The 18,210-nt window shown below is 63.1% G+C and carries 15 protein-coding genes; all 15 read right to left on the bottom strand.

The genetic code is table 11. The features are described 5' to 3' along the window. Window positions 1–997: 997 nt before the first annotated feature. Complete coding sequence (locus tag FJ943_RS14800) at window positions 998–1,810, bottom strand: NAD(P)-dependent oxidoreductase (protein WP_140722433.1); 813 nt, start codon at window positions 1,808–1,810, stop codon at window positions 998–1,000. 3 nt (window positions 1,811–1,813) lie between these two features. Next, complete coding sequence (locus FJ943_RS14795) at window positions 1,814–3,016, bottom strand: pyridoxal phosphate-dependent aminotransferase (protein WP_140722430.1); 1,203 nt, start codon at window positions 3,014–3,016, stop codon at window positions 1,814–1,816. Then, window positions 3,013–4,632: a hydantoinase B/oxoprolinase family protein gene (locus FJ943_RS14790; protein ID WP_140722427.1), complete on the bottom strand. Its 1,620-nt coding sequence runs from the start codon at window positions 4,630–4,632 to the stop codon at window positions 3,013–3,015. The genes FJ943_RS14795 and FJ943_RS14790 overlap by 4 nt, the downstream gene beginning before the upstream one ends. Continuing rightward, the gene (locus tag FJ943_RS14785; protein WP_140722424.1) at window positions 4,629–6,725 is read right to left on the bottom strand and encodes a hydantoinase/oxoprolinase family protein; all 2,097 of its coding nucleotides are present in this window, start codon (window positions 6,723–6,725) and stop codon (window positions 4,629–4,631) included. The genes FJ943_RS14790 and FJ943_RS14785 overlap by 4 nt, the downstream gene beginning before the upstream one ends. After that, on the bottom strand, window positions 6,722–8,392 hold the full coding sequence (locus FJ943_RS14780) for a thiamine pyrophosphate-binding protein (protein WP_140722421.1): 1,671 nt from the start codon (window positions 8,390–8,392) through the stop codon (window positions 6,722–6,724). Before FJ943_RS14780 ends, FJ943_RS14785 begins: the two co-directional genes overlap by 4 nt. Before the next feature lie 113 nt (window positions 8,393–8,505). Next, window positions 8,506–9,912, bottom strand: coding sequence for an FAD-binding oxidoreductase (locus FJ943_RS14775; protein WP_140722418.1), 1,407 nt, complete (start codon window positions 9,910–9,912; stop codon window positions 8,506–8,508). A 56-nt stretch (window positions 9,913–9,968) separates the two neighbouring features. After that, window positions 9,969–10,733, bottom strand: a complete 765-nt coding sequence (locus FJ943_RS14770; protein WP_140722415.1) for an amino acid ABC transporter ATP-binding protein — start codon at window positions 10,731–10,733, stop codon at window positions 9,969–9,971. Between the two features lie 10 nt (window positions 10,734–10,743). Then, the gene (locus FJ943_RS14765) at window positions 10,744–11,823 is read right to left on the bottom strand and encodes an amino acid ABC transporter permease (protein ID WP_140722412.1); all 1,080 of its coding nucleotides are present in this window, start codon (window positions 11,821–11,823) and stop codon (window positions 10,744–10,746) included. 3 nt (window positions 11,824–11,826) lie between these two features. After that, complete coding sequence (locus tag FJ943_RS14760) at window positions 11,827–12,990, bottom strand: ABC transporter permease subunit (RefSeq protein ID WP_140722410.1); 1,164 nt, start codon at window positions 12,988–12,990, stop codon at window positions 11,827–11,829. A 127-nt stretch (window positions 12,991–13,117) separates the two neighbouring features. After that, window positions 13,118–14,152 carry an amino acid ABC transporter substrate-binding protein gene (locus FJ943_RS14755; protein ID WP_140722407.1) on the bottom strand — a complete coding sequence of 345 codons (1,035 nt, stop codon included), beginning with the start codon at window positions 14,150–14,152 and terminating at the stop codon, window positions 13,118–13,120. A gap of 86 nt (window positions 14,153–14,238) precedes the next feature. Further along, complete coding sequence (locus FJ943_RS14750) at window positions 14,239–15,186, bottom strand: LysR substrate-binding domain-containing protein (RefSeq protein WP_140722404.1); 948 nt, start codon at window positions 15,184–15,186, stop codon at window positions 14,239–14,241. Window positions 15,187–15,267: 81 nt separating this feature from the next. Further along, the gene (locus tag FJ943_RS14745) at window positions 15,268–16,017 is read right to left on the bottom strand and encodes an SDR family oxidoreductase (protein ID WP_140722401.1); all 750 of its coding nucleotides are present in this window, start codon (window positions 16,015–16,017) and stop codon (window positions 15,268–15,270) included. A 10-nt stretch (window positions 16,018–16,027) separates the two neighbouring features. Continuing rightward, entirely contained in the window at window positions 16,028–16,738 is a 711-nt protein-coding gene (locus FJ943_RS14740; protein WP_140722398.1) for an SDR family oxidoreductase, read from the bottom strand. Window positions 16,739–17,018: 280 nt separating this feature from the next. After that, the gene (locus FJ943_RS14735; protein WP_181174559.1) at window positions 17,019–17,807 is read right to left on the bottom strand and encodes a FadR/GntR family transcriptional regulator; all 789 of its coding nucleotides are present in this window, start codon (window positions 17,805–17,807) and stop codon (window positions 17,019–17,021) included. Between the two features lie 50 nt (window positions 17,808–17,857). Beyond that, window positions 17,858–18,205 (bottom strand): RidA family protein, encoded by a 348-nt coding sequence (locus tag FJ943_RS14730; RefSeq protein ID WP_140722392.1) that lies wholly within the window; start codon window positions 18,203–18,205, stop codon window positions 17,858–17,860. Window positions 18,206–18,210: the final 5 nt, after the last annotated feature.

Genomic DNA, 18,210 nt, shown 5'->3' with positions numbered 1-18,210 from the left:
CTCGATGCCACAAGCCACCAAGGTTGAGACACTCGCGTCTTGGGCTCGTGAACGCTCACCTTCTTTCGCAGCCCGCCGCCCCCGATAGCGCGTCGCCGTGCTTCAGACTTGGACTGTAACCGTGGCAAGGAGGCTGGATATGAAAATTATCGTCATTGGTAGCTCACATTACGCCAGAGCAAGCACGGTAAAGAAGTTGCAACGCGAGGGCCACGAGGTGGAAGCGGCGTTTACGCTCCCCAGTGTCAACGCTCCCACTACGGACTATCGCGATGCTGGCTACGCGGGCCAATATCTGAGGCGTCTGCTCCTGTATTTGGCGGCGCACGTTCGTGAGGCGTGGTGCCATCGGCGCGCTTGGCGAAGGAAGCTTGGCAGTGGGTTCTAGATATTGGTACCGAGGTGAGGTCGATCGCGACCGGCACTGAGTTACTCAATGAGGCTGTTGGTGTTTTGTGTCGCTGCAAGGCCGCAGCCGATATCGTTGACACAACAGCCTAGAGGATAGCGCTTCCAAAGCATGGTCGCGCGACCGACCGCTTCCGTAGTCTCCTGCCTATAAGCTTCGGTTTTGGCACCACCCAGGACATTCGCCCTGGTGTGACCAAGCGTCCGCATGGCTTACCCCTGACGTTCGATGATACCGCGATATGAGATCGGGCCTTGAAATCATTCAAGACTTTTTGGACGAGGCGCTACCATAAGTTGCTTTTTTTGATGTGATTTCAATGACTTATGGCGGGACTGATAGCGGGAGACCGCTGCCGCCTTACCCCCCACTCGGAGGGCATGCCATTTTTTCTGCAGTGTCGGGCGTGATGGGCCTATCTCGGTGCTGCAAAGATCGGTAGGGAACGGGAGAGTCTGAGCCGAAAGCTATCCAAGACGCGAACGGCAGCTTTGCGCACCATTGTCGGACATTCAACCTAAGACTGTGCGTGTCCAAAAGCAGACATCCAGGTGATCATACCAAAGTGCTGATTGCGGCACTCGACAGTCACATCGGCTTGTCGTCAGGGTGACCAAGCTCGCAAAACCAGCCGCCAAGATATTTCACCGAGGGCTTCTTCGGATCGGGAACAGGGGACTTCGCCTCGACCGCGGCGCGGAATGGCTCGGCGCTGTCCTGCGGATTGAAACCCAGATGGTTTGCGCCGCTGTTGTCGACCATCTTCAGCTTGTTGTCGGAAATGCCGTAGGAGATCGTGTGGCCGACGCGCGGCGCGGTCAGCGCCGCTTCGACCAGACGCACGCAATCGGCGAAGGAGAGATACGACCACAGCATGCGGCGGTCCGCCGGCTCGGGGAAGGATGAGAAGATGCGCAGGCACGCCGTCTCGATGCCGAACTTGTCCCAGTAGAGCCGGCTGAGACTCTCGACGAAATTCTTCGACACGCCGTAGAGGCTGTCGGGACGCACCGGAGCGTCGACGCCAATATGGGCCTCGACTTCATGATAGCCGATGGCGTGCACCGAGGAGGCGTAGATGACGCGCTTGACGCCGTGTTTCCGCGCCCCTTCATAGATGTGGTAGGAGCCGCGGATGCTGGAATCGAGGATCTTCTGCCATTCGCATTCGAGCGGCGCGCCGCCGAAATGCACGATTGCGTCGCAGTCCCTGGTGGCGGCGATCGTCGCCTCCATGTCGGCGAGGTCGAAGACCGCCTCTTCCTCGTGGGACGCAAGCTGACCGAAGGGTTCGCGCCCTGCCAGCCGGATCGTCTTGGCCAGCGGCACCAGTCCCTTTCGCAGCTCCGAGCCGAGGCGCCCGGCGGCGCCGGTGATCAGGATGCGTTCGTAATGCGGCATGGTCTACTCCACTTGCGCGACGGCGGCGTTGATGCGCGCGATCGCTTCGGTCAGCACGTCTTCGCCAGTCGCGGTCGAAATGCGGAAATAGGGTGAAAGTCCATAGGCAGCACCCGGCACCGACGCCACGCGGCCTTCGTTCAAGAGATAGTTCGCCACCGCCGTGTCGTCCTGCAGCACGACGCCCCCACGGGTCTTGCGGCCGATCAGGCTGCCGCAGCCGATATAGGCGTAGAAGGCGCCGTACGGCGGTGAGAGCGTCAGGCCATTGATCTTCCTGATGCCTTCGACGACGAGGTCGCGGCGCGCCTCGAAGGCCTGCCGGAAGCGTGCCACCTGGTCCTGAGGGCCGTTTAGTGCCGCCACGGTCGCAGCTTGAGCGATCGAGCAAACGGAAGTGCAGGACTGGCTTTGGATGGTCGCCATCGCCTTGGTGAGCGGCGCGGGTCCTGCTGCATAGCCGACCCGCCAGCCGGTCATCGCATAGGATTTCGAGACGCCGTTGACGATCAGGGTGCGGTCCCTCAGCTCCGTGCAGGCCTTGCCGAAGGAGATGAATTCGCGACCGTCGAACAGGATGTGTTCATAAATCTCGTCGGACAGGACAAGCACATGCGGATGCCTTGCCAACACGGCGCCGAGCGCCCGCAAATCCGGCTCCGAATAGACGGCGCCGGATGGATTGCCCGGCATATTGAGGAACAGCCATTTTGTCCTCGGCGTGATCGCCTTCTCCAGTAGCTCCGGTGTCAGCCGGAAACCTGATGTCTCCGGACATTCGACGACAACTGGCGTGCCGCCGAGCAGCTTCACCATTTCGGGATAGGAGACGAAGTAGGGCGCCGGCAGGATCGCCTCGTCACCAGTCTCCAGCGTCGCCATCAGTGCGTTGAAGATGATTTGCTTGGCGCCGTTGGCCACGACGATGTCGTCAGCCGTATAGTCGAGCCCATTCTCGCGCTGAAATTTTCCCGCCACGGCTTCGCGCACTTCGGCCGTACCGGCAGCCCCCGTGTAGAGCGTCTGTCCCGTCTTGGCCGCGACATGGGCGGCATCGATGATGTGGCCAGGCGTCGGGAAATCCGGTTCGCCCAGGCCGAGATCGATGACGTCGACGCCCTTGGCGCGCAGCGCCTTGGCTGCCTGCGAGGCAGCCATTGAGGCGGAAGGCTTCACCGCCGACAGGCGCGAGGCAATGTAGCTCATTTGTCGTTCTCCGAAATGTATCCCTTGGAGCGGTCGTTGGCGCGAGCGTCGGCGCCGCGCCTGGACGGATCGCCATAGCCGCCGCCGCCCGGCAATTCGAGGATCAAGCGGCGGCCGGCCGGTACGTGCTGCCAGCCCTTGGGGCGCATCATCGTGCCATCGTCAAGTCTGACCACACCGGCGACACCGGCCTTGCCGCCATTGCGTCCGGCGGCGGGATGATTGACGCGGTCGAACATGGCGGAGAAGTCGAACTCATGGCCGTCCGTCGCGGCGATCTCCAGAACTTGGCCCAGGCCGCCGCGAAATTCGCCGTCGCCGCCGGAATCCGGGCGCAGTTCCTTGCGCCAGATGACGATCGGGCCGGTGTGCTCGGTCGCCTCGATCGGCATGGTGTGGACGCCCGACGGAAAAGCTGTGGCCGACAGGCCGTCAAGGCCAGGGCGCGCGCCCATGCCGCCGGAATTGAACATCAGCACTTCGGCATTCCGGCCGGAAGCACCGGGAACCGGCCGCGCCGAGATGTGGATGTTCCACAAGGCGCCGGCGCCTTGGGCGAGGATCTTTCCGGGCAGCGCATGGGCGAGCGCGCCGAGCACGAGGTCGGGTACCATGTGGCCGAAAATGTGGCGCAGCGCGACGGGGGCAGGGCGCACGGCATTCAGGATGTTGACCGGCGACGAAACGGTGAAGAAGGCCAGTGACGCGGCATTGTTGGGAATGTCGGGCGCCACCACGCATTTCAGCGCGTAGCAGGCATAGGCCTTGCTGTAGATGATCGGGCAGTTGATGCCCCAGCGGCTCATCGGATCAGTGCCGGTGAAGTCGACCTCGACGCCGGTTTCGCGAACCGTGACCGTCGCCGCAAGCTTGACCGGCGTGTCGTAGCCGTCGGTCATGAGCTCGTTCGACCAGCTTCCCTTGGGGAGGTTTGCGATGCGCTCGACCATGGCATCGCGGGTGCGCGACATGATGAAGTCGCCGAGCCCGTCCAGGGAGGACAGGCCGATCTCCTTCATCATGTCGACAAGGCGCCGATGACCGACCTCGTTGCAGGCGGCGAGCGAATAGAAATCGCCGACGACCTGATTGGGCTCGCGGACATTGGCGCGCAGGATCCTGACCAGGTCGAGGTTGACCTTGCCCTTTTCCGCGAATTTCATGATCGGCAGTTGGATGCCTTCCTCGTAAACGGACTTGGCGTCGGCGCCGAAGCCGCGGCCGCCGACGTCGACCACATGCGCCGTACAGGCGAAGAACGCCACGAGTTCGCCGTTCAGAAACGACGGCGAGACCATGGTGATGTCATGCAAATGGCCGGTGCCTAGCCAAGGGTCGTTGGTGACATAGGTGTCGCCCTCGAACATGTTGTCGCGCGGGATTTCGTTCATGAAATGCAGCACGGCCTCTGCCATCGTGTTGACATGGCCTGGCGTGCCGGTCACCGCCTGCGCCAGCATCTCGCCGCGCGGATCGAACACGCCCGCCGACAGGTCGCCGGATTCGCGCACCGAGGTCGAGAACGCCGTGCGCAGCAAGGTGAGGGCCTGCTCCTCGACCACCGAGATCAACCGGTTCCACATGACCTGCATGCGGATTTCGCTGATGTCGCTCATGCGTGGCTGCCTTTGCGGGTCAGGAGGATCGCGCCGTCGCTCTGGATGACGGCATCGAAACTGGTGGTGATGACGGTCGAGGTCTCGCGCTCGACGATGACGGCCGGGCCCCGCACGCTGTCACCGGCGCAGAGCGTTGCCCGCTCGACGATGCCATAGATGCGTGCCTCGCCACTTACCGGATCGAACACCGGGCGCGTGGTGGAGGGCGCCCTGGTCCGCTTGGCGGTCGTGAGTTCGTGCCTGATGGCGGCGGGCCGCACGTCGGTCGCCTTGACCGACCAGGTGACGATCTCGATTTCAAGCCCGCCAAGCCCGTCGATGGCGCGGCCGAAAAAGCGCTGGTAATTCGCCTGGAATAGGTCCTTCAGCATGGTGACGGCATCGTCGCCGAACGGTTCGTCCGGCAGCGGCACAGGGATTTCCCAACCCTGACCGGCATAGCGCATGAAGGCGGTGATCTCGCAGACGATCTCGCCGCTGGCTCCGGCCTGGACGAAGCTTTCGGCGCTGGCCTTGAGATCGCCGAGCAAGGCGTTGATTTCGGCCGGCTTGAACTGCGACAGGCGGGTGATTTTCGACGCCAGGGCCTCGTAGCCGAAGGGAGCCTTGAGAAAGCCGATCGCCGAGCCGACACCGGCACCCTGGGGAACCAAGCATTGGTCGATGCCGAGCTTCTCGCAAAGCCTGGCCGCGTGCAAGGGGGCCGCGCCGCCGAAGGCGATCATCATGTTGTCGGAAATGTTCTTGCCGCTCTCGACGGCATGGACACGGGCGGCATTGGCCATGTTCTCGTCCACCACCTCGCAGATGCCGAACGCCGTCGACATGGCGTCGAGCGACAGCCGCTCGCCGACTTCGCGCAGGATGGCCTGTTCGGAGGCTGACGTGTCGAGCCTGATCGCACCTCCGGCGAAATTGTCGGGATCGAGCTTGCCGAGGACCAGATCGGCATCGGTGATCGCCGGACGCTGGCCGCCACGGCCGTAGCAGGCCGGACCAGGCTCCGATCCGGCGCTTTCGGGGCCGGTCTGGATGCGGCCCATGGCGTCGACCCAGGCGATGGAGCCGCCACCGGCGCCGATCTCGATCATTTCGATGACCGGAATAGAGATCGGCATGCCCGAGCCCTTGCTGAAACGATAGGTGCGCGCCACTTCAAATGTCCTGGCGGTGCGCGGCGCGAAATCCTCGATCAGGCAGATCTTGGCGGTGGTGCCGCCCATGTCATAGGAAACGACTTTCTCCAACCCAAAACGCCGCGCGATGTCGGCGGCGAAGATGGCGCCGCCGGCCGGGCCGGACTCGACCAGCCGCACCGGGAATTCCGAAGCTGTTTCGACCGAGATCAGGCCGCCGCCCGAATGGATCATGAACACCGGGCATTCGGCGCCCATATCCTTCAGGCGTATCTGCAGGCGGGCGAGATAGTCGGCCATTTGCGGGCGCACATAGGCGTTGGCGCAGACCGTGTTGAAGCGCTCGAATTCGCGCATCTGCGGCGAGACTTCCGAGCTGATCGAAATCGGGATGCTCAGCTTGCGGGAGAGGATTTCGCGCGCCCGGCGCTCGTGCGCGGGGTTGGCATAGGAATGGATGAAGCCGATAGCCACCGAGCCGAAGCCGCCGGCAGCGATCCGCCCGGTAATATCCTTGAGCGCTGCTTCGTCGAGCGGCTGCAGTTCCTGGCCCTCGGCACCGATGCGGCCCTTGACGGTAAAACGGTCCTCACGCGGGATCAGCGGCGTCGGCAGTTGCAGGTTCAGATCATACTGCTCGAAGCGGTTTTCCGTGCGCATCTCGATGACGTCGCGAAACCCTTCGGTCGTGATCAGCGCGGTCCTCGCGCCGCGGCGCTCGATGAGGGCATTTGTTGCCAGCGTCGTGCCGTGGATGATGATGCCGATCTCGGCCGGCGATATCGCGGCGTCACGCGTGACAATGGCAATGCCGTCGAGGATCGCCTGTTCGGGTGCCGCATAGTTGGTCAGTACCTTGGTCGAGTACATCGTGCCGTGCAGGTCGAGGGCAATGTCGGTGAAGGTGCCGCCAATGTCCGCGCCGAGACGAATGTCGTCAGTCCTGGGGGTCATGCGTTGGCCTTTTGCGAAGCGAGCGCGGCGTCGCGCATCTGGGAAAGGGTCTGGCGGGGCGTGAGCGCTTCCGCCGAGATGGCGATGTCGAGAACGGCGCCGGTGGCGGACTTCTGCGCGCGGTCGAACGCCGCGGCAAAATCCTGCGTCGCCTCGACCCGCTCGGCATGGAAGCCATAGGCTTTCGCCAAAGCGACGAAGTCGGGGTTCTCAAGCGAGGTTCCCGAGACGCGCGCCGGATAGTGGCGCTCCTGGTGCGCGCGAATGGTCCCATAGATGCCGTTGTTGAGGATCAGCACGATCGGCTGCGCGCCCGCCTGCATGGCGGTGCCGAGTTCCTGGCAATTCATCTGGAAGTCGCCATCGCCGGCAAAGCAGACGACGGTGCGCTGGGGATAGGCCACCTTCGCCGCGATCGCCGCGGGCAAGCCATACCCCATGGCGCCGGATTGCGGGGCAAGCAGCCGCGCCTCCGGCCCGAACTTGAAGAATTTGTTCGGCCACACGGTGAAATTGCCTGCGCCATTGGTGAGGATGACGTCGGCGGGCAAATGTTCGCGCAGCCAGGCGCTGATCGCGACCATGTCGACCGGGCCGGGCTGGACGGGCGCCGCGAATGTCCCTTCATAGGTTTTACGCGCGGCGGCCCGCCAGTCCGCCCAACCGCCCTTGATTGGCATCAGCGCCTTGGCGAATGCGTTAGGGCCGGCGTGGATGCCGATAACAGGCACATAGATCTTGCCGATCTCGCGGTCGGAGCCGTGGACATGAATCAGCTTCTGGCGCGGCACGGGAACGGAGAGCAGCGTATAGCCGTCCGTGGTCATTTCGCCGAAGCGAACGTTGATGGCGAGGATGACGTCGGCATCGCGGATCAGGGTCTTGACGTGCGGCACCATGCCGACGCCGGCCTCGCCGACGAAGACGGGCGAATGATTGTCGAACTGGTCCTGATAGCGGAAGGCCGCCACGACCGGGACGTCGGAGGCTTCGGCGAAGGCCTGCAGAGCCGCGCGTCCTTCAGCCGTCCAATTGGCGCCGCCCATTAGCAGCACCGGCCTCTCGGCTTTGGCCAGCATTTTGAGCGCCGAAGCAATCGCCTCCGGGCCGGGCGCCGGCTCGAAAATCGCGGCGTGTCCGCTGAGCGGGGCAGCCTCGGTCAAGGTGGTCAGCATGTCCTCGGGCAGGGCGACAACGACGGGACCCGGCCGTCCGGTCAAGGCGGTGGTCCAGGCCCGCGCCACGATCTCGGGCAGACGCGCAACGTTGTCGATCTCGACCGCCCATTTGGCGACGGTGCCGTAAACCGCCCGGTAGTCGATCTCCTGGAACGCTTCGCGTCCCTTCATGTCGGTGCCGACCTGGCCGACGAACACGATCATCGGAGAGCTGTCCTGCATGGCCGTATGGACGCCGATGCTGGCGTTGGTGACACCCGGCCCACGCGTCACGAAGCAGATGCCCGGCGATCCCGTCAGCTTGCCGTACGCCGAGGCCATGAACGCTGCGCCGCCCTCGTTGCGGCACAGCACATAGTCCAGTCTGCCCTGCGTGTCGTGAAGCGCGTCCAGCACCGCCAGATAGCTTTCGCCGGGCACGCCGAAACTCTTGGTAGCACCCAGGGCGATCAGGCATTCGACAAGAAGGCGGCCGCCATTGCGGATCATGTTTTCGACATCCTCGATCGGGGGCAAGCGGACCGAGCCTGCCTTTTTGGATACGTGCACGCTGGCGGAACGGGGCGAAATCAAGAAATGCGGTTCATTCGAAAAGTTTTTCTTTACTGTGACGAGCGCAGGAGAACGCCGGGGTTCATCGTGCCCTGCGGATCGAACGCGCTCTTCAGCCGCTCCATCAGTTCCCGCTCCACGGAACCGCGATTGCGCTCTGCCAAGGCGATCTTGGCGCGGCCAAGCCCGTGCTCGGCCGCGAAGCTGCCGCCCATCCGCGTGGCAAGTGACGAGAGCGCCTCGGCAAATTGCCCGGCTTTGGCCTCGAAATCGGCCCGGCCCTCCGGCGGCGACAGATTATAGTGGATGTTGCCGTCGCCGAGATGCCCGAACGGGTTGATCCGCACACCGGGAAGGATGTCGTGGCACACCTTCGCACCCGCCTCGATGAAGCGGGCAATGGCGCCTGACGGAACCGAGATGTCGTGCTTGAGCTGCTCGCCTTCCAGACGCTGTCCTTCAGGCTGCTCTTCGCGCAGCCGCCAGAACTGCGCCCGATGCGCCCCCGATGTGGCCAGCGCGCCATCCAGGACCAGGCCTTGCTCCATTCCCCATTCCAATGCCGAATTCAGGATTTCGTCGAGGGCAACACGTTGCGAGCTGGAAGCCAGCTCGACGAGCAGGTAGACATCCCCCCTTGTCTCCAGCTGATAGGCGAGATCAGGCAAATGCTTGAGGGCGAGTTGCAGGCCGACATCGCTGAAGAATTCGAGAGCGGTGAGGAATTCGCTCGCCTCGCCGCGCAGGAAGGCGCCGAATGACACGGCGGCGGCAAAATCGGGCATAACGATAAGCGCGCTCGCCTGCTGCCTTGGCGTGGGGTAGAGCCGCAGGATGGCGCGCGTGACGATGCCGAGCGTGCCTTCCGCGCCGCAGAACAGCTTGCGCAGCTGATAGCCGGCATTGTCCTTCTGCACTGCCCGCAGCCCGTTCCAGACCTCGCCCTCCGGGGTCACGACTTCGAGGCCGAGAACCAGGTCCTGCATCATGCCGTAGCGAAAGGCCTGGCTGCCGCCGGCATTGGTGCCGATCAGGCCGCCGATCCGGGCGCTGCCTTCGGCACCGAGATGCATTGGAAACATCAGGCCATGCGGCTCCAGCGCCTCGTGCAACGCGGCAAGCGCGGCGCCGGCTTCAACGGCAATCGATCCGCTGTCCAGATCCGGCTCACCGATCGCGGCCATGCGTGCAAGCGACACGATGACCGCATTCGGTTGTTCGGCCACCGCGCCACCGCAAAGGCTGGTGTTGCCGCCTTGCGGGACGACTGCCAGTCCGGCCTCCCGGCATGCCTTGACGACTGCGGCCACCTCGGCGGTGGTTGCGGACCTAGCGACGCCCAGGGGTGCCACGCCATACCGGTTCAGCCAGTCGCGCTGGTAAGGCTCGGCGTCGGCGCCTGAAAGCCAGCCTTTCGATCCGAGTATCTGGCGCAACACGACAACGGGATCAATCATTGAAGTACCTGGGGATCTGCGTACACTTCGGACCGTTGCATCTTCCCAATTGCCGCTCAATGACCCAGCACCTGCGACAGGAACTGCCGCGTGCGCTCGTTTTGCGAGGCGGTGAAGAACGCCTCGGGCGGCGCCTGTTCGACGATCTCACCGCCATCCATGAAAATCACACGATCGGCGACGCGGCGCGCGAAACCCATCTCATGAGTGACGCAAATCATCGTCATGCCTTCGGAGGCAAGCGTAACCATGACATCAAGCACTTCCGAAATCATTTCCGGGTCGAGCGCCGAGGTCGGCTCGTCGAACAGCATGATCTGCGGCTGCATGCACAGCGCCCGCCCGATCGCGACCCGCTGTTGCTGGCCACCGGAAAGCTGCCCGGGAAACTTCATCGCCTGCTCGGGGATGCGGACTTTCTCCAGATAGCGCCGGGCGGTGGCCTCGGCCTCCGCGCGCGGTTGCTTGCGCACGATCATCGGGGCGATCATGCAGTTCTCCAGCACCGTCATGTGCGGGAACAGGTTGAAATGCTGGAACACCATGCCGACCTCGCGCCTGATCCCGTCGATGTTGCCGACGTCGTCGTTGAGCTCGGTGCCGAGCACGGTGATGCGGCCGCCATTGTGCTGTTCCAGACGATTGATGCAGCGGATCATGGTCGATTTGCCCGAGCCGGAGGGGCCGCAGATGACGATCTTTTCGCCTCGCTGCACGGACAGGTTCACCTTCCGCAGCGCATGGAACGACCCATAGTATTTGTCGAGATTTTCGATGTGGACGGCTGGCCCGTCAGACTTGTTCGAATTGACCGAGATCATCTGCGCCTCCTTACCGTTCGCCGACAGACATGCGACGCTCGAGATAGGCGCCGTAGCGGGACAGGCTGAAGACGAAGACGAAGTAGATGAAGGCGATGAAGGCATAGACTTCGACATAGGCGAAGCGCCATTCGCCGGTTCCGTAGGCGGCATTGCCGGAGGCCAGGATCTCGAAGAAGCCGACGATGACGACCAGCGAGGTTTCCTTGAAGGAGATGACGAACTGGTTGATGGTCGCCGGCAAAGCGTTCCGCATGGCCTGCGGCAGGAGGATGCGGCCGATGCGTTGCCAATAGCTCATGCCGAGCGCCATGGCCGCTTCTTCCTGTCCACTGGGAACGCCCTGCATGCCGCCCCTGACGATCTCTGCCTGATAGGCCGAGAAGAACAGTGCCGAGCCCAGGATCACGCGGTAGAGCTTGTCGCCTACCATCCATTGCGGCAACGCGAAGGGCAGGACGATGGCGAAGGTGAACAGGATCGAGATCAGCGGCAGCGAGCGGACCCCATCGATGATGAGGCCGGTGGTGCGGGAAATCCAGGGCAGGTCCGACCGGCGCAGCAGGGCCAGGCAGATGGCCAACGGGAAGCCGATAAGGCAGGTGGTGACGAAGATGAACAGGGTGAGCGCCAGTCCGCCCCAGGCTTCCTCACCGACGTAGGAAAGACCAAGCACGCCGCCCTTCATCAGCACGTAGTAGGTTGCTGCTCCCGCTCCCCAGACGAGCGCGATCCGACGTCCGGTCCAGAAGGCCGGGATACAGCTCAGTACCGTCATCACCACCACGGTGACGCAGGCGAGCGCCGAGCGCCATTGCTCCTCGAAAGGATAGAGGCCGAACAGGATGATCCGCCATCTGGCCGCGATGACCGACCAGCAGGCTCCCGCCGCCGCCTGGCAGGCCTCTGGCCCGCCGCTCGTGGTGAACACGGCCGAGAGGATTGCCCAATTGATGAGCTTCCAGGACAGAAAGCCCATGATCGTCAGCGAGACCAGCGACAGCAACGCCTGAAGCGGTGTCGCGAAGAAACGCCGCCTTAGATCCTCGATCCTTCCGGGGGCGGGGGGAGCGATAACGACCATCTCCATCTCTTATCCCCTCAGTTGATTGCCCTTGAGGGCGATTGCTTTGTTGATGCGGTTGAAGATGGCGGCGAGACTGAGATTGATGGCGAGAAAGCCAGCCATCAGGATGCCGATCGTTTCGATGGTCTGGCCGGAATGGTTGATCGCCAGCGCCACGATCATGAAGAAATCGGTGAAGCCCACCGCGATGCCCATCGTGGTTGCCTTCATAAGCCAGACATACTGGTTGGCCAGGATCGGCAACATGGCGCGCAACGCCAGTGGCAGCCGCACCAGCGTGAAGACGCGCCAGGGGCTCAAGCCCAGTGAGCGCGCTGCCTCCATCTGGCCCTTGCCGACGGACTTGAAGCCGCCACGCACGATCTCGGCGATGTAGGAGCCGCCATAGATGGTGATGGCGATGGCCAAAGCGGAAAATTCCGACGAAATGCGCAGGCCGCCCTTCAAATTGAGGCCCTGCAGGGCGGGGAAATCGAGCAGCGGTGCTTCAGGCAGGCGCCCTACCAACAGAATGATGGCCGCACAGGCCAGCGCCGCAGCAGCCCCGGCGAGCTGAATGGTGGCACGCTGGCCGATCGGCTGGCTGAGCCGTGACGTCCTGCCCATCCAGACCGGCAGCGCTATTGCCGCGATCACGGCCAATATGGCCAGCGCCATTGCCACGCCGCCGACATTCGGTACCGGCACGTAGAGACCACGGCTGGTCAGCAGAAAACCCCAGCCTTCGTGCGCGGCGCGCGGCGGCGGCAGATGCGTGATGAGCGCGTACCAGAAGAAGACCTGGAGGATCAGCGGGATGTTGCGGAAGATGTCGACGTAAGTGCGGCCGAGCAGCTGCGCCAGTTCGTTGGACGAGGTTCGCGCCAGGCCGACGATCGTGCCGACGATGGTCGCCAGCACCAGCCCGACCGTGCCCAGGAACAGCGTGTTGATGATGCCGATGAGGAAGTACCACCAATAGGGATCGTTGGCCGTGGCCGGCAGCAGCGAGAAATTCACATCCCAGCCCGTCGACTTGTAGAGGAAGTCGAAGCCAGAGGTGATCCCTTGCTCGGCCAGGTTCCGTCGGGCGATCAAAACGCCGGCAAGCACAAGCGCCGCGAGCGAGGCGACATAGAGGACCTGCAACAGCGCGTTGCGGACCTTCTGATTTCTCAGCAGGCTGACCATCAGGATCTTTCCCGATTGGCGCTGGCTCCGCCCGGCGGGAGCCAGGCGGAGCTCAAGGCGCGATGCTCCAACAAAAAGTTAGATCAGGATGGCGATTCAACGAAACGTCATCCTGATCCAGAACGGATCAGTCGATCACCAGCGGGAACAGGACGCCGCCATTGTTCCAGAGATTGGTGAGCTCGCGGTCCATCTTGTAGGGAGAGTCCTTGCCGAGATCGCGATCGAAGATCTCGCCATAATTGCCGACGTTCTTGATCACCTTGTAGGCCCAGTCGTCGGAGAGACCGAGGCCCTTGCCCATGCCCGGCGTGACGCCGAGGAATTTGGCGACCTGCGGTGAAGTCGGCTTGGCCTTGATCTCGTCGACGTTCTTGGAGGTGATGCCTTCCTGTTCGGCGAAGATCAGCGTGCTCAGCATCCAGTTGGCAATGTCGACCCAATTGTCGTCGCCTTGCCGCATGATCATGACTTCGGGCTCGACCGCCAGCACGTCGGGCAGGATGACATGGTCCTCGACCTTGCCCTTGGCGATACGGGCAATGGCGAGCGTCGGTCCCCACTGCGCATAGAGATCGCACCGGCCGGAGAAATAGGCCTGTTCGAGCTCTTCGGTCTTTTCGATCAGCACCGGCTCGAGCTTGATGCCGAGCTTGGCGGTATAGGCAGCGACCTGCTGCTCCTGCGAAGTGCCGGCCGGAATGCAGATCGTGCCGCCGGCGGCGTCCTTGAGCGACTTCAAGTTGAGTTCCTTGTGCGCCATCACCTTGGTGGTGCCGAGGTAATAGGACATGGAGAATTGCAGGCCGAGCTCGGTGTCGCGGCTCAGCGTGCCGCCGGAAGCCTTGATGATGATGTCGACATCGCCGGACTGGAGCGCCGGCCAGCGCTGCGCCCAGCTGATCGGCACCACCTTCAGCTTCGACGGATCGCCGAACACGGCCGTGGTGACGGCCTTGCAAAGGTCGATGTCCATGCCCTTCCAGTTGCCCTTGTCGTCCACCTCGGCGAAGCCAAGATAGGAGCCGTCATGGCCGGTGCAATTGAGCGTTCCGCGGGCCTTGACGGCTTCGAGCGTCTTGCCGCCGGCGGCTTGCGCCGGCGCCGCGAAATGCACGAGGCCCAGGGCCATGGCAGCGGCCCCCCATTTCATCATTTTCATTTTGATCTCTCCACTGTTGAGGTTGTTCCGTTTCTTGTTGTTGGGGCCTCGAAAGAGAGCTTTCGGAGCCCGGTCTCGAAGCCGCTTCAGTCGGCAAGCGGGGTCGGTTTGGGCAAGGAGATCTTGAGGTCGCTGCGCCAATCCTGCTGGGCGAGCCAGCGATGCAGGGCGGCCACCGCCTTGACGCGCAGATGCCCGCGCGGGACGACGAGGTAGAAGCCCGGAATTTCTTCCGGCCTCATGTCGGCGATGGCGTCGCGGCCGATCGGCGCGACCAGCGCGCCGGCCCGGAAATCTTCCTCGGCGTCGATGACGGAGACGAGGCCGACGCCGATGCCCTGCAGGGTTGCCCGGCGCATGGTCGCCGCGTCGTCAAAGCTGATACTGCGGTCCCCATCCGTGAGTTCGACGCCGAGGTGTCGCAATATGTCCGGCCACAGCCGCTTCGACTTGACGGTATCGAGCAGGGTGAACCGGGTCAGGTCATGCGCCGACTTGATCTTCTCCCCGATCGCCGGCGTGCAGCAGATGATCTTCGGGTCTGGCACCAGTAGCGTGGTTTCGTAGTCGGGCCAGTTGCCGTAACCCCACTGCACCGTCATATCGATATCGTCGCGCCCGAAATCGGGCAGGTCGACCATCGTTGTCAGGCGCAGATCGGCGCCCGGAAGGATTTCGCGAAACAACGATAGCCGTGGCAGCAGATAGTGCGTGGCGAAGTAGGGGCTTGCATTGAGGTTGATGCGGTCGCGGTAGTTCGACTTCGTGACGCGGCGAACGCCTTCCGAGAACTCGTCGAAGCCGGCTTTGACATAGTGCGAGAGAAGGATGGCGGACTCGGTCAATTCGATCGACCGGCCCTTGCGCTCGAACAGCGTGACCTGAAGTGTGTCTTCCAAGAGCTTGACCTGCTGGCCGACCGCTTGCGGTGTGACCAGCAATTCATCCGCCGCCTGCCGAAAGCTCCTATGCTGCGCGACGGCGTGGAAGACGCGAAGAGCATTCAGCGAGGGAAGGCGCAGTTTGCCGGTCATCGAAAATTCCGCTCCTTCCGCTTGAGGCTCCGTTGATCATGCACTGCTGAATTCCGGTCGCCGCCGCCTGCGCGAACGCTTTTAGGCGTAGATGTAACCGCCTGAAACGATAACATTTTCTCCGGTCATGTAAGTGTTCTTGGGTCCGCCCGTCATCAGCACCCATTCGGCAATCTCGGTCGGTTCGGCGCCACGGCCGAGGGGGCTCGCCTTGGCCAGTTCCTCCAGGAAGCCGAGGGCTCTTGCCTTCTCGGTGGCCATGCCGGCCGGCGCGACGGAATTGACCAGGATGCCGTCCTTGGCCACGTGGTGGGCGAAGGAACGGGTGAGGCTGACCACGGCCGCCTTGGTCGCCGCATAATGGGCGTTCTGCGGATGCGCCTTGAAGGCGTCGACCGACGTAAGGTTGACGATCCGCCCGCGCACATGGGCTTTCGACTCCTGCGCCTGCATGTGGCGAACGGCGGCCACCATCATGTGGTAGGTGCCCTTGATGTTGATGCCGTTGGAGGCATCCCAGTCGGCGTCGGTGATCTCGAGCAGCGGGCGGCGCGGATAGATCGCGGCGCAATTGATCACCGTGTCGACACGGCCGAGCTTCGAGACGATGGCATCGAAGGCCGTATGGCACTGCGGGCCGACCTGGATGTCGCAAGCTGCTGCCGCAGTGGGCAGACCCTTGGCCTTCGCCGGCGCAAGCGCGGCTTCGGCCGCATGCTGATTGATGTCAATGATGCCGATCTTTGCCGCCCCGGCGTCAGCGGCCATCTCTGCCAGGATGGCGCCGAGGCCGGCGCCACCACCAACGATGAGAACGGAAAGGTCTTTCATCCTGTTTTCCTTATTTGGTGCCGCTTGACGAGGTTGGCCAGGTCGGCATTATGTCGAAACGGGTAACGTCGGCCCATGCGGGGAGCGCGAGCACCGCGACGACCATCCTGGCTACGTCATCCGGTTGCACCACTTTCGCGGCGTACATAGCCGCGCGCGCCTCGGCGCCGAGAATGTCCTTGTAGAGCTGCGTCTCGACACGGCCGGCGACGATCTCGGTGACCCGGATGCCGGACGGGGAGAGGTCGGCGCGCAGTGCCGCGGCGAAGCCAGAGATCGCCGCCTTGGTGGCTGAATAGACGGCAATATTGGAGAACGGCGCGTGGCCAGCGACGGAGCCGGTGAACAGGATGTGGCCGGACTGGCGCTCACGCATCTTTGGAACGACGAGGCGGGTGAGCAGGATCGCGGCGCTGAGGTTCACTTCCAGCGTGGTGTCGATGTCGGCGATGGCCATGTCGGCGAAATTGCCGAGCGGCGGCATCATGCCGGCATTATTGATCAGCACGTCGATGGTGAGATCGGCCAGCACCGATTCCAGCGCTTCGCGGTCAGTGATGTCGACGGCAATCGGCACGATACCGGGGCGCTCTGCCTGCAACTCCTTGAGCGAAGCCTTGCTGCGCCCGACCGCATAGACCTCGTAGCCGGCGTCGCTGAGCGCGATCGCCATCGCCCGCCCTATGCCGCTCGTCGCACCTGTGATGAAGGCTGTCGTCACGTGGGCTTTCCCGTTTGCCTGACTTTCAGTGTGCGGCGCTGGCCGACGCCGCGAAACCAAGAAAACCAGCAAAAAGGAAAGATAAACTTTCGAAAACACCTTTCACGTTCGAAACATTCTACGCCGCCCACGCAACGGCGAAAGCCGCAAACCAAAGGAAAGCAACCTTTTCAGCGCGCAGGAGGCTCCTTCAGCCGACCGACTTGGCAAAAACACGGCTTTCGCAATGCGTGGCTAATCTGCTCCGCTGGACTGCCTGTGCGACCGAACCTCGCGGGCTCTATCCGCCTGTCGCGGAGGGCCTTTTCATTTCGGTGAACAACGAAGCCGCGGCGGCTTTCTGTTCAGCCTCGGTTGCCTCGATGCCCGAGGCTTTCGCCAGGGCGCGAACGCGTCCCAGACTGTTGTGCAGGTGCTTGCGCATGGCCTGGCGGGCTACGCGGCCGTCCTGCTTTTCGATGGCGTCGACGATTGCCCTGTGCTCGCTGTGGATGCGCGCGTAGTAGGCGTCCTTGCGGTCGGGCGTGACGACATAGCCGAGCTGAAAACGCGGAACGATCATCGGCCTGAGATAGCTCAGGAAGCCGTGAATGAATTCATTGCGCGCCGCCTTGGCGATCGCCAGATGGAAATCATAGTCGTAGTGGATCTGGACGATTGCCGGATCCGCCTGTTGGGCGTCGACCTGCTCCATCAGGGCGCGGATTTCGCCGGCCTCCGTGTCGGTCCGCCGTTCCGCGCAAAGTCCGGCCGACTCCACCTCGACACTCAATCTAAGTTCAAGCAGGGCGATGGTTTCCGGCAAGGTTCTCAACGCCTCGTCCGGTATCGAAAAATTGCGCGGCACCGGCGTTTCGCTGACGAACATGCCGCGCCCTTGTTGTGGCACCACCATGCCGTCGGAGCGCAGACGCGCCACCGCTTCCCGCACCACGGTGCGGCTGACGTCGTATTCGGCGCAAAGCTCCGCCTCGGTCGGCAGTTGCGCGCCAGGCGGAAGCTGTCCGGACCGGATCTTTTCGGACAGGCTCTCCGCCACCACGGTGGAAAGCGGCTTGCGCTTCGTCATCAGTTCCCCTCTCGCCAGATTCGGGATGATGCCCGAACCGACAGGACCATTCAAACCGCCGCTGTGACGATCAGTTCGACCAGCATTCCGGGTTTTGCCATGCGGCCTTCGCCGGAGGAGCGCGCCGGCGCATGGTCTTTCGGCATCCACGCGTCCCACACCGTGTTGACCTCGTCGAAGTCGCGCACATCGTCCAGCCACATCTGCACATGCAGGATGAGGGTCTTGTTGGTGCCTGCCTTGGCTAGCAGCGCATCGATCTTGCCGAGCGCCTCGCGCATCTGGTTTGCGGCGGACTGGCCCGGTCTCGCGACCTGGCCGGTCAGGTAGAGCGTGCCATTGTAGATGACACCGTGGTGGATGCGGGTATCGAAGTCGAGACGCTGGATATCGCTCACAAAAT

The organism is Mesorhizobium sp. B2-3-10, assembly GCF_006442275.1.
Lineage (GTDB): Bacteria > Pseudomonadota > Alphaproteobacteria > Rhizobiales > Rhizobiaceae > Mesorhizobium > Mesorhizobium australicum.
The sequence above is the reverse complement of the archived record's forward strand: the minus strand, read 5'-3'. Positions and strand labels throughout refer to the sequence as shown.

Excerpts from the sequence above, each read along its gene's own strand:
- FJ943_RS14800 (WP_140722433.1), bottom strand. The coding sequence starts at position 1,810 with ATGCCGCATTACGAACGCATCCTGATCACCGGCGCCGCCGGGCGCCTC.
- FJ943_RS14795 (WP_140722430.1), bottom strand. The coding sequence starts at position 3,016 with ATGAGCTACATTGCCTCGCGCCTGTCGGCGGTGAAGCCTTCCGCCTCA.
- FJ943_RS14790 (WP_140722427.1), bottom strand. The coding sequence starts at position 4,632 with ATGAGCGACATCAGCGAAATCCGCATGCAGGTCATGTGGAACCGGTTG.
- FJ943_RS14785 (WP_140722424.1), bottom strand. The coding sequence starts at position 6,725 with ATGACCCCCAGGACTGACGACATTCGTCTCGGCGCGGACATTGGCGGC.
- FJ943_RS14780 (WP_140722421.1), bottom strand. The coding sequence starts at position 8,392 with ATGATCCGCAATGGCGGCCGCCTTCTTGTCGAATGCCTGATCGCCCTG.
- FJ943_RS14775 (WP_140722418.1), bottom strand. The coding sequence starts at position 9,912 with ATGATTGATCCCGTTGTCGTGTTGCGCCAGATACTCGGATCGAAAGGC.
- FJ943_RS14770 (WP_140722415.1), bottom strand. The coding sequence starts at position 10,733 with ATGATCTCGGTCAATTCGAACAAGTCTGACGGGCCAGCCGTCCACATC.
- FJ943_RS14765 (WP_140722412.1), bottom strand. The coding sequence starts at position 11,823 with ATGGAGATGGTCGTTATCGCTCCCCCCGCCCCCGGAAGGATCGAGGAT.
- FJ943_RS14760 (WP_140722410.1), bottom strand. The coding sequence starts at position 12,990 with ATGGTCAGCCTGCTGAGAAATCAGAAGGTCCGCAACGCGCTGTTGCAG.
- FJ943_RS14755 (WP_140722407.1), bottom strand. The coding sequence starts at position 14,152 with ATGAAAATGATGAAATGGGGGGCCGCTGCCATGGCCCTGGGCCTCGTG.
- FJ943_RS14750 (WP_140722404.1), bottom strand. The coding sequence starts at position 15,186 with ATGACCGGCAAACTGCGCCTTCCCTCGCTGAATGCTCTTCGCGTCTTC.
- FJ943_RS14745 (WP_140722401.1), bottom strand. The coding sequence starts at position 16,017 with ATGAAAGACCTTTCCGTTCTCATCGTTGGTGGTGGCGCCGGCCTCGGC.
- FJ943_RS14735 (WP_181174559.1), bottom strand. The coding sequence starts at position 17,807 with ATGACGAAGCGCAAGCCGCTTTCCACCGTGGTGGCGGAGAGCCTGTCC.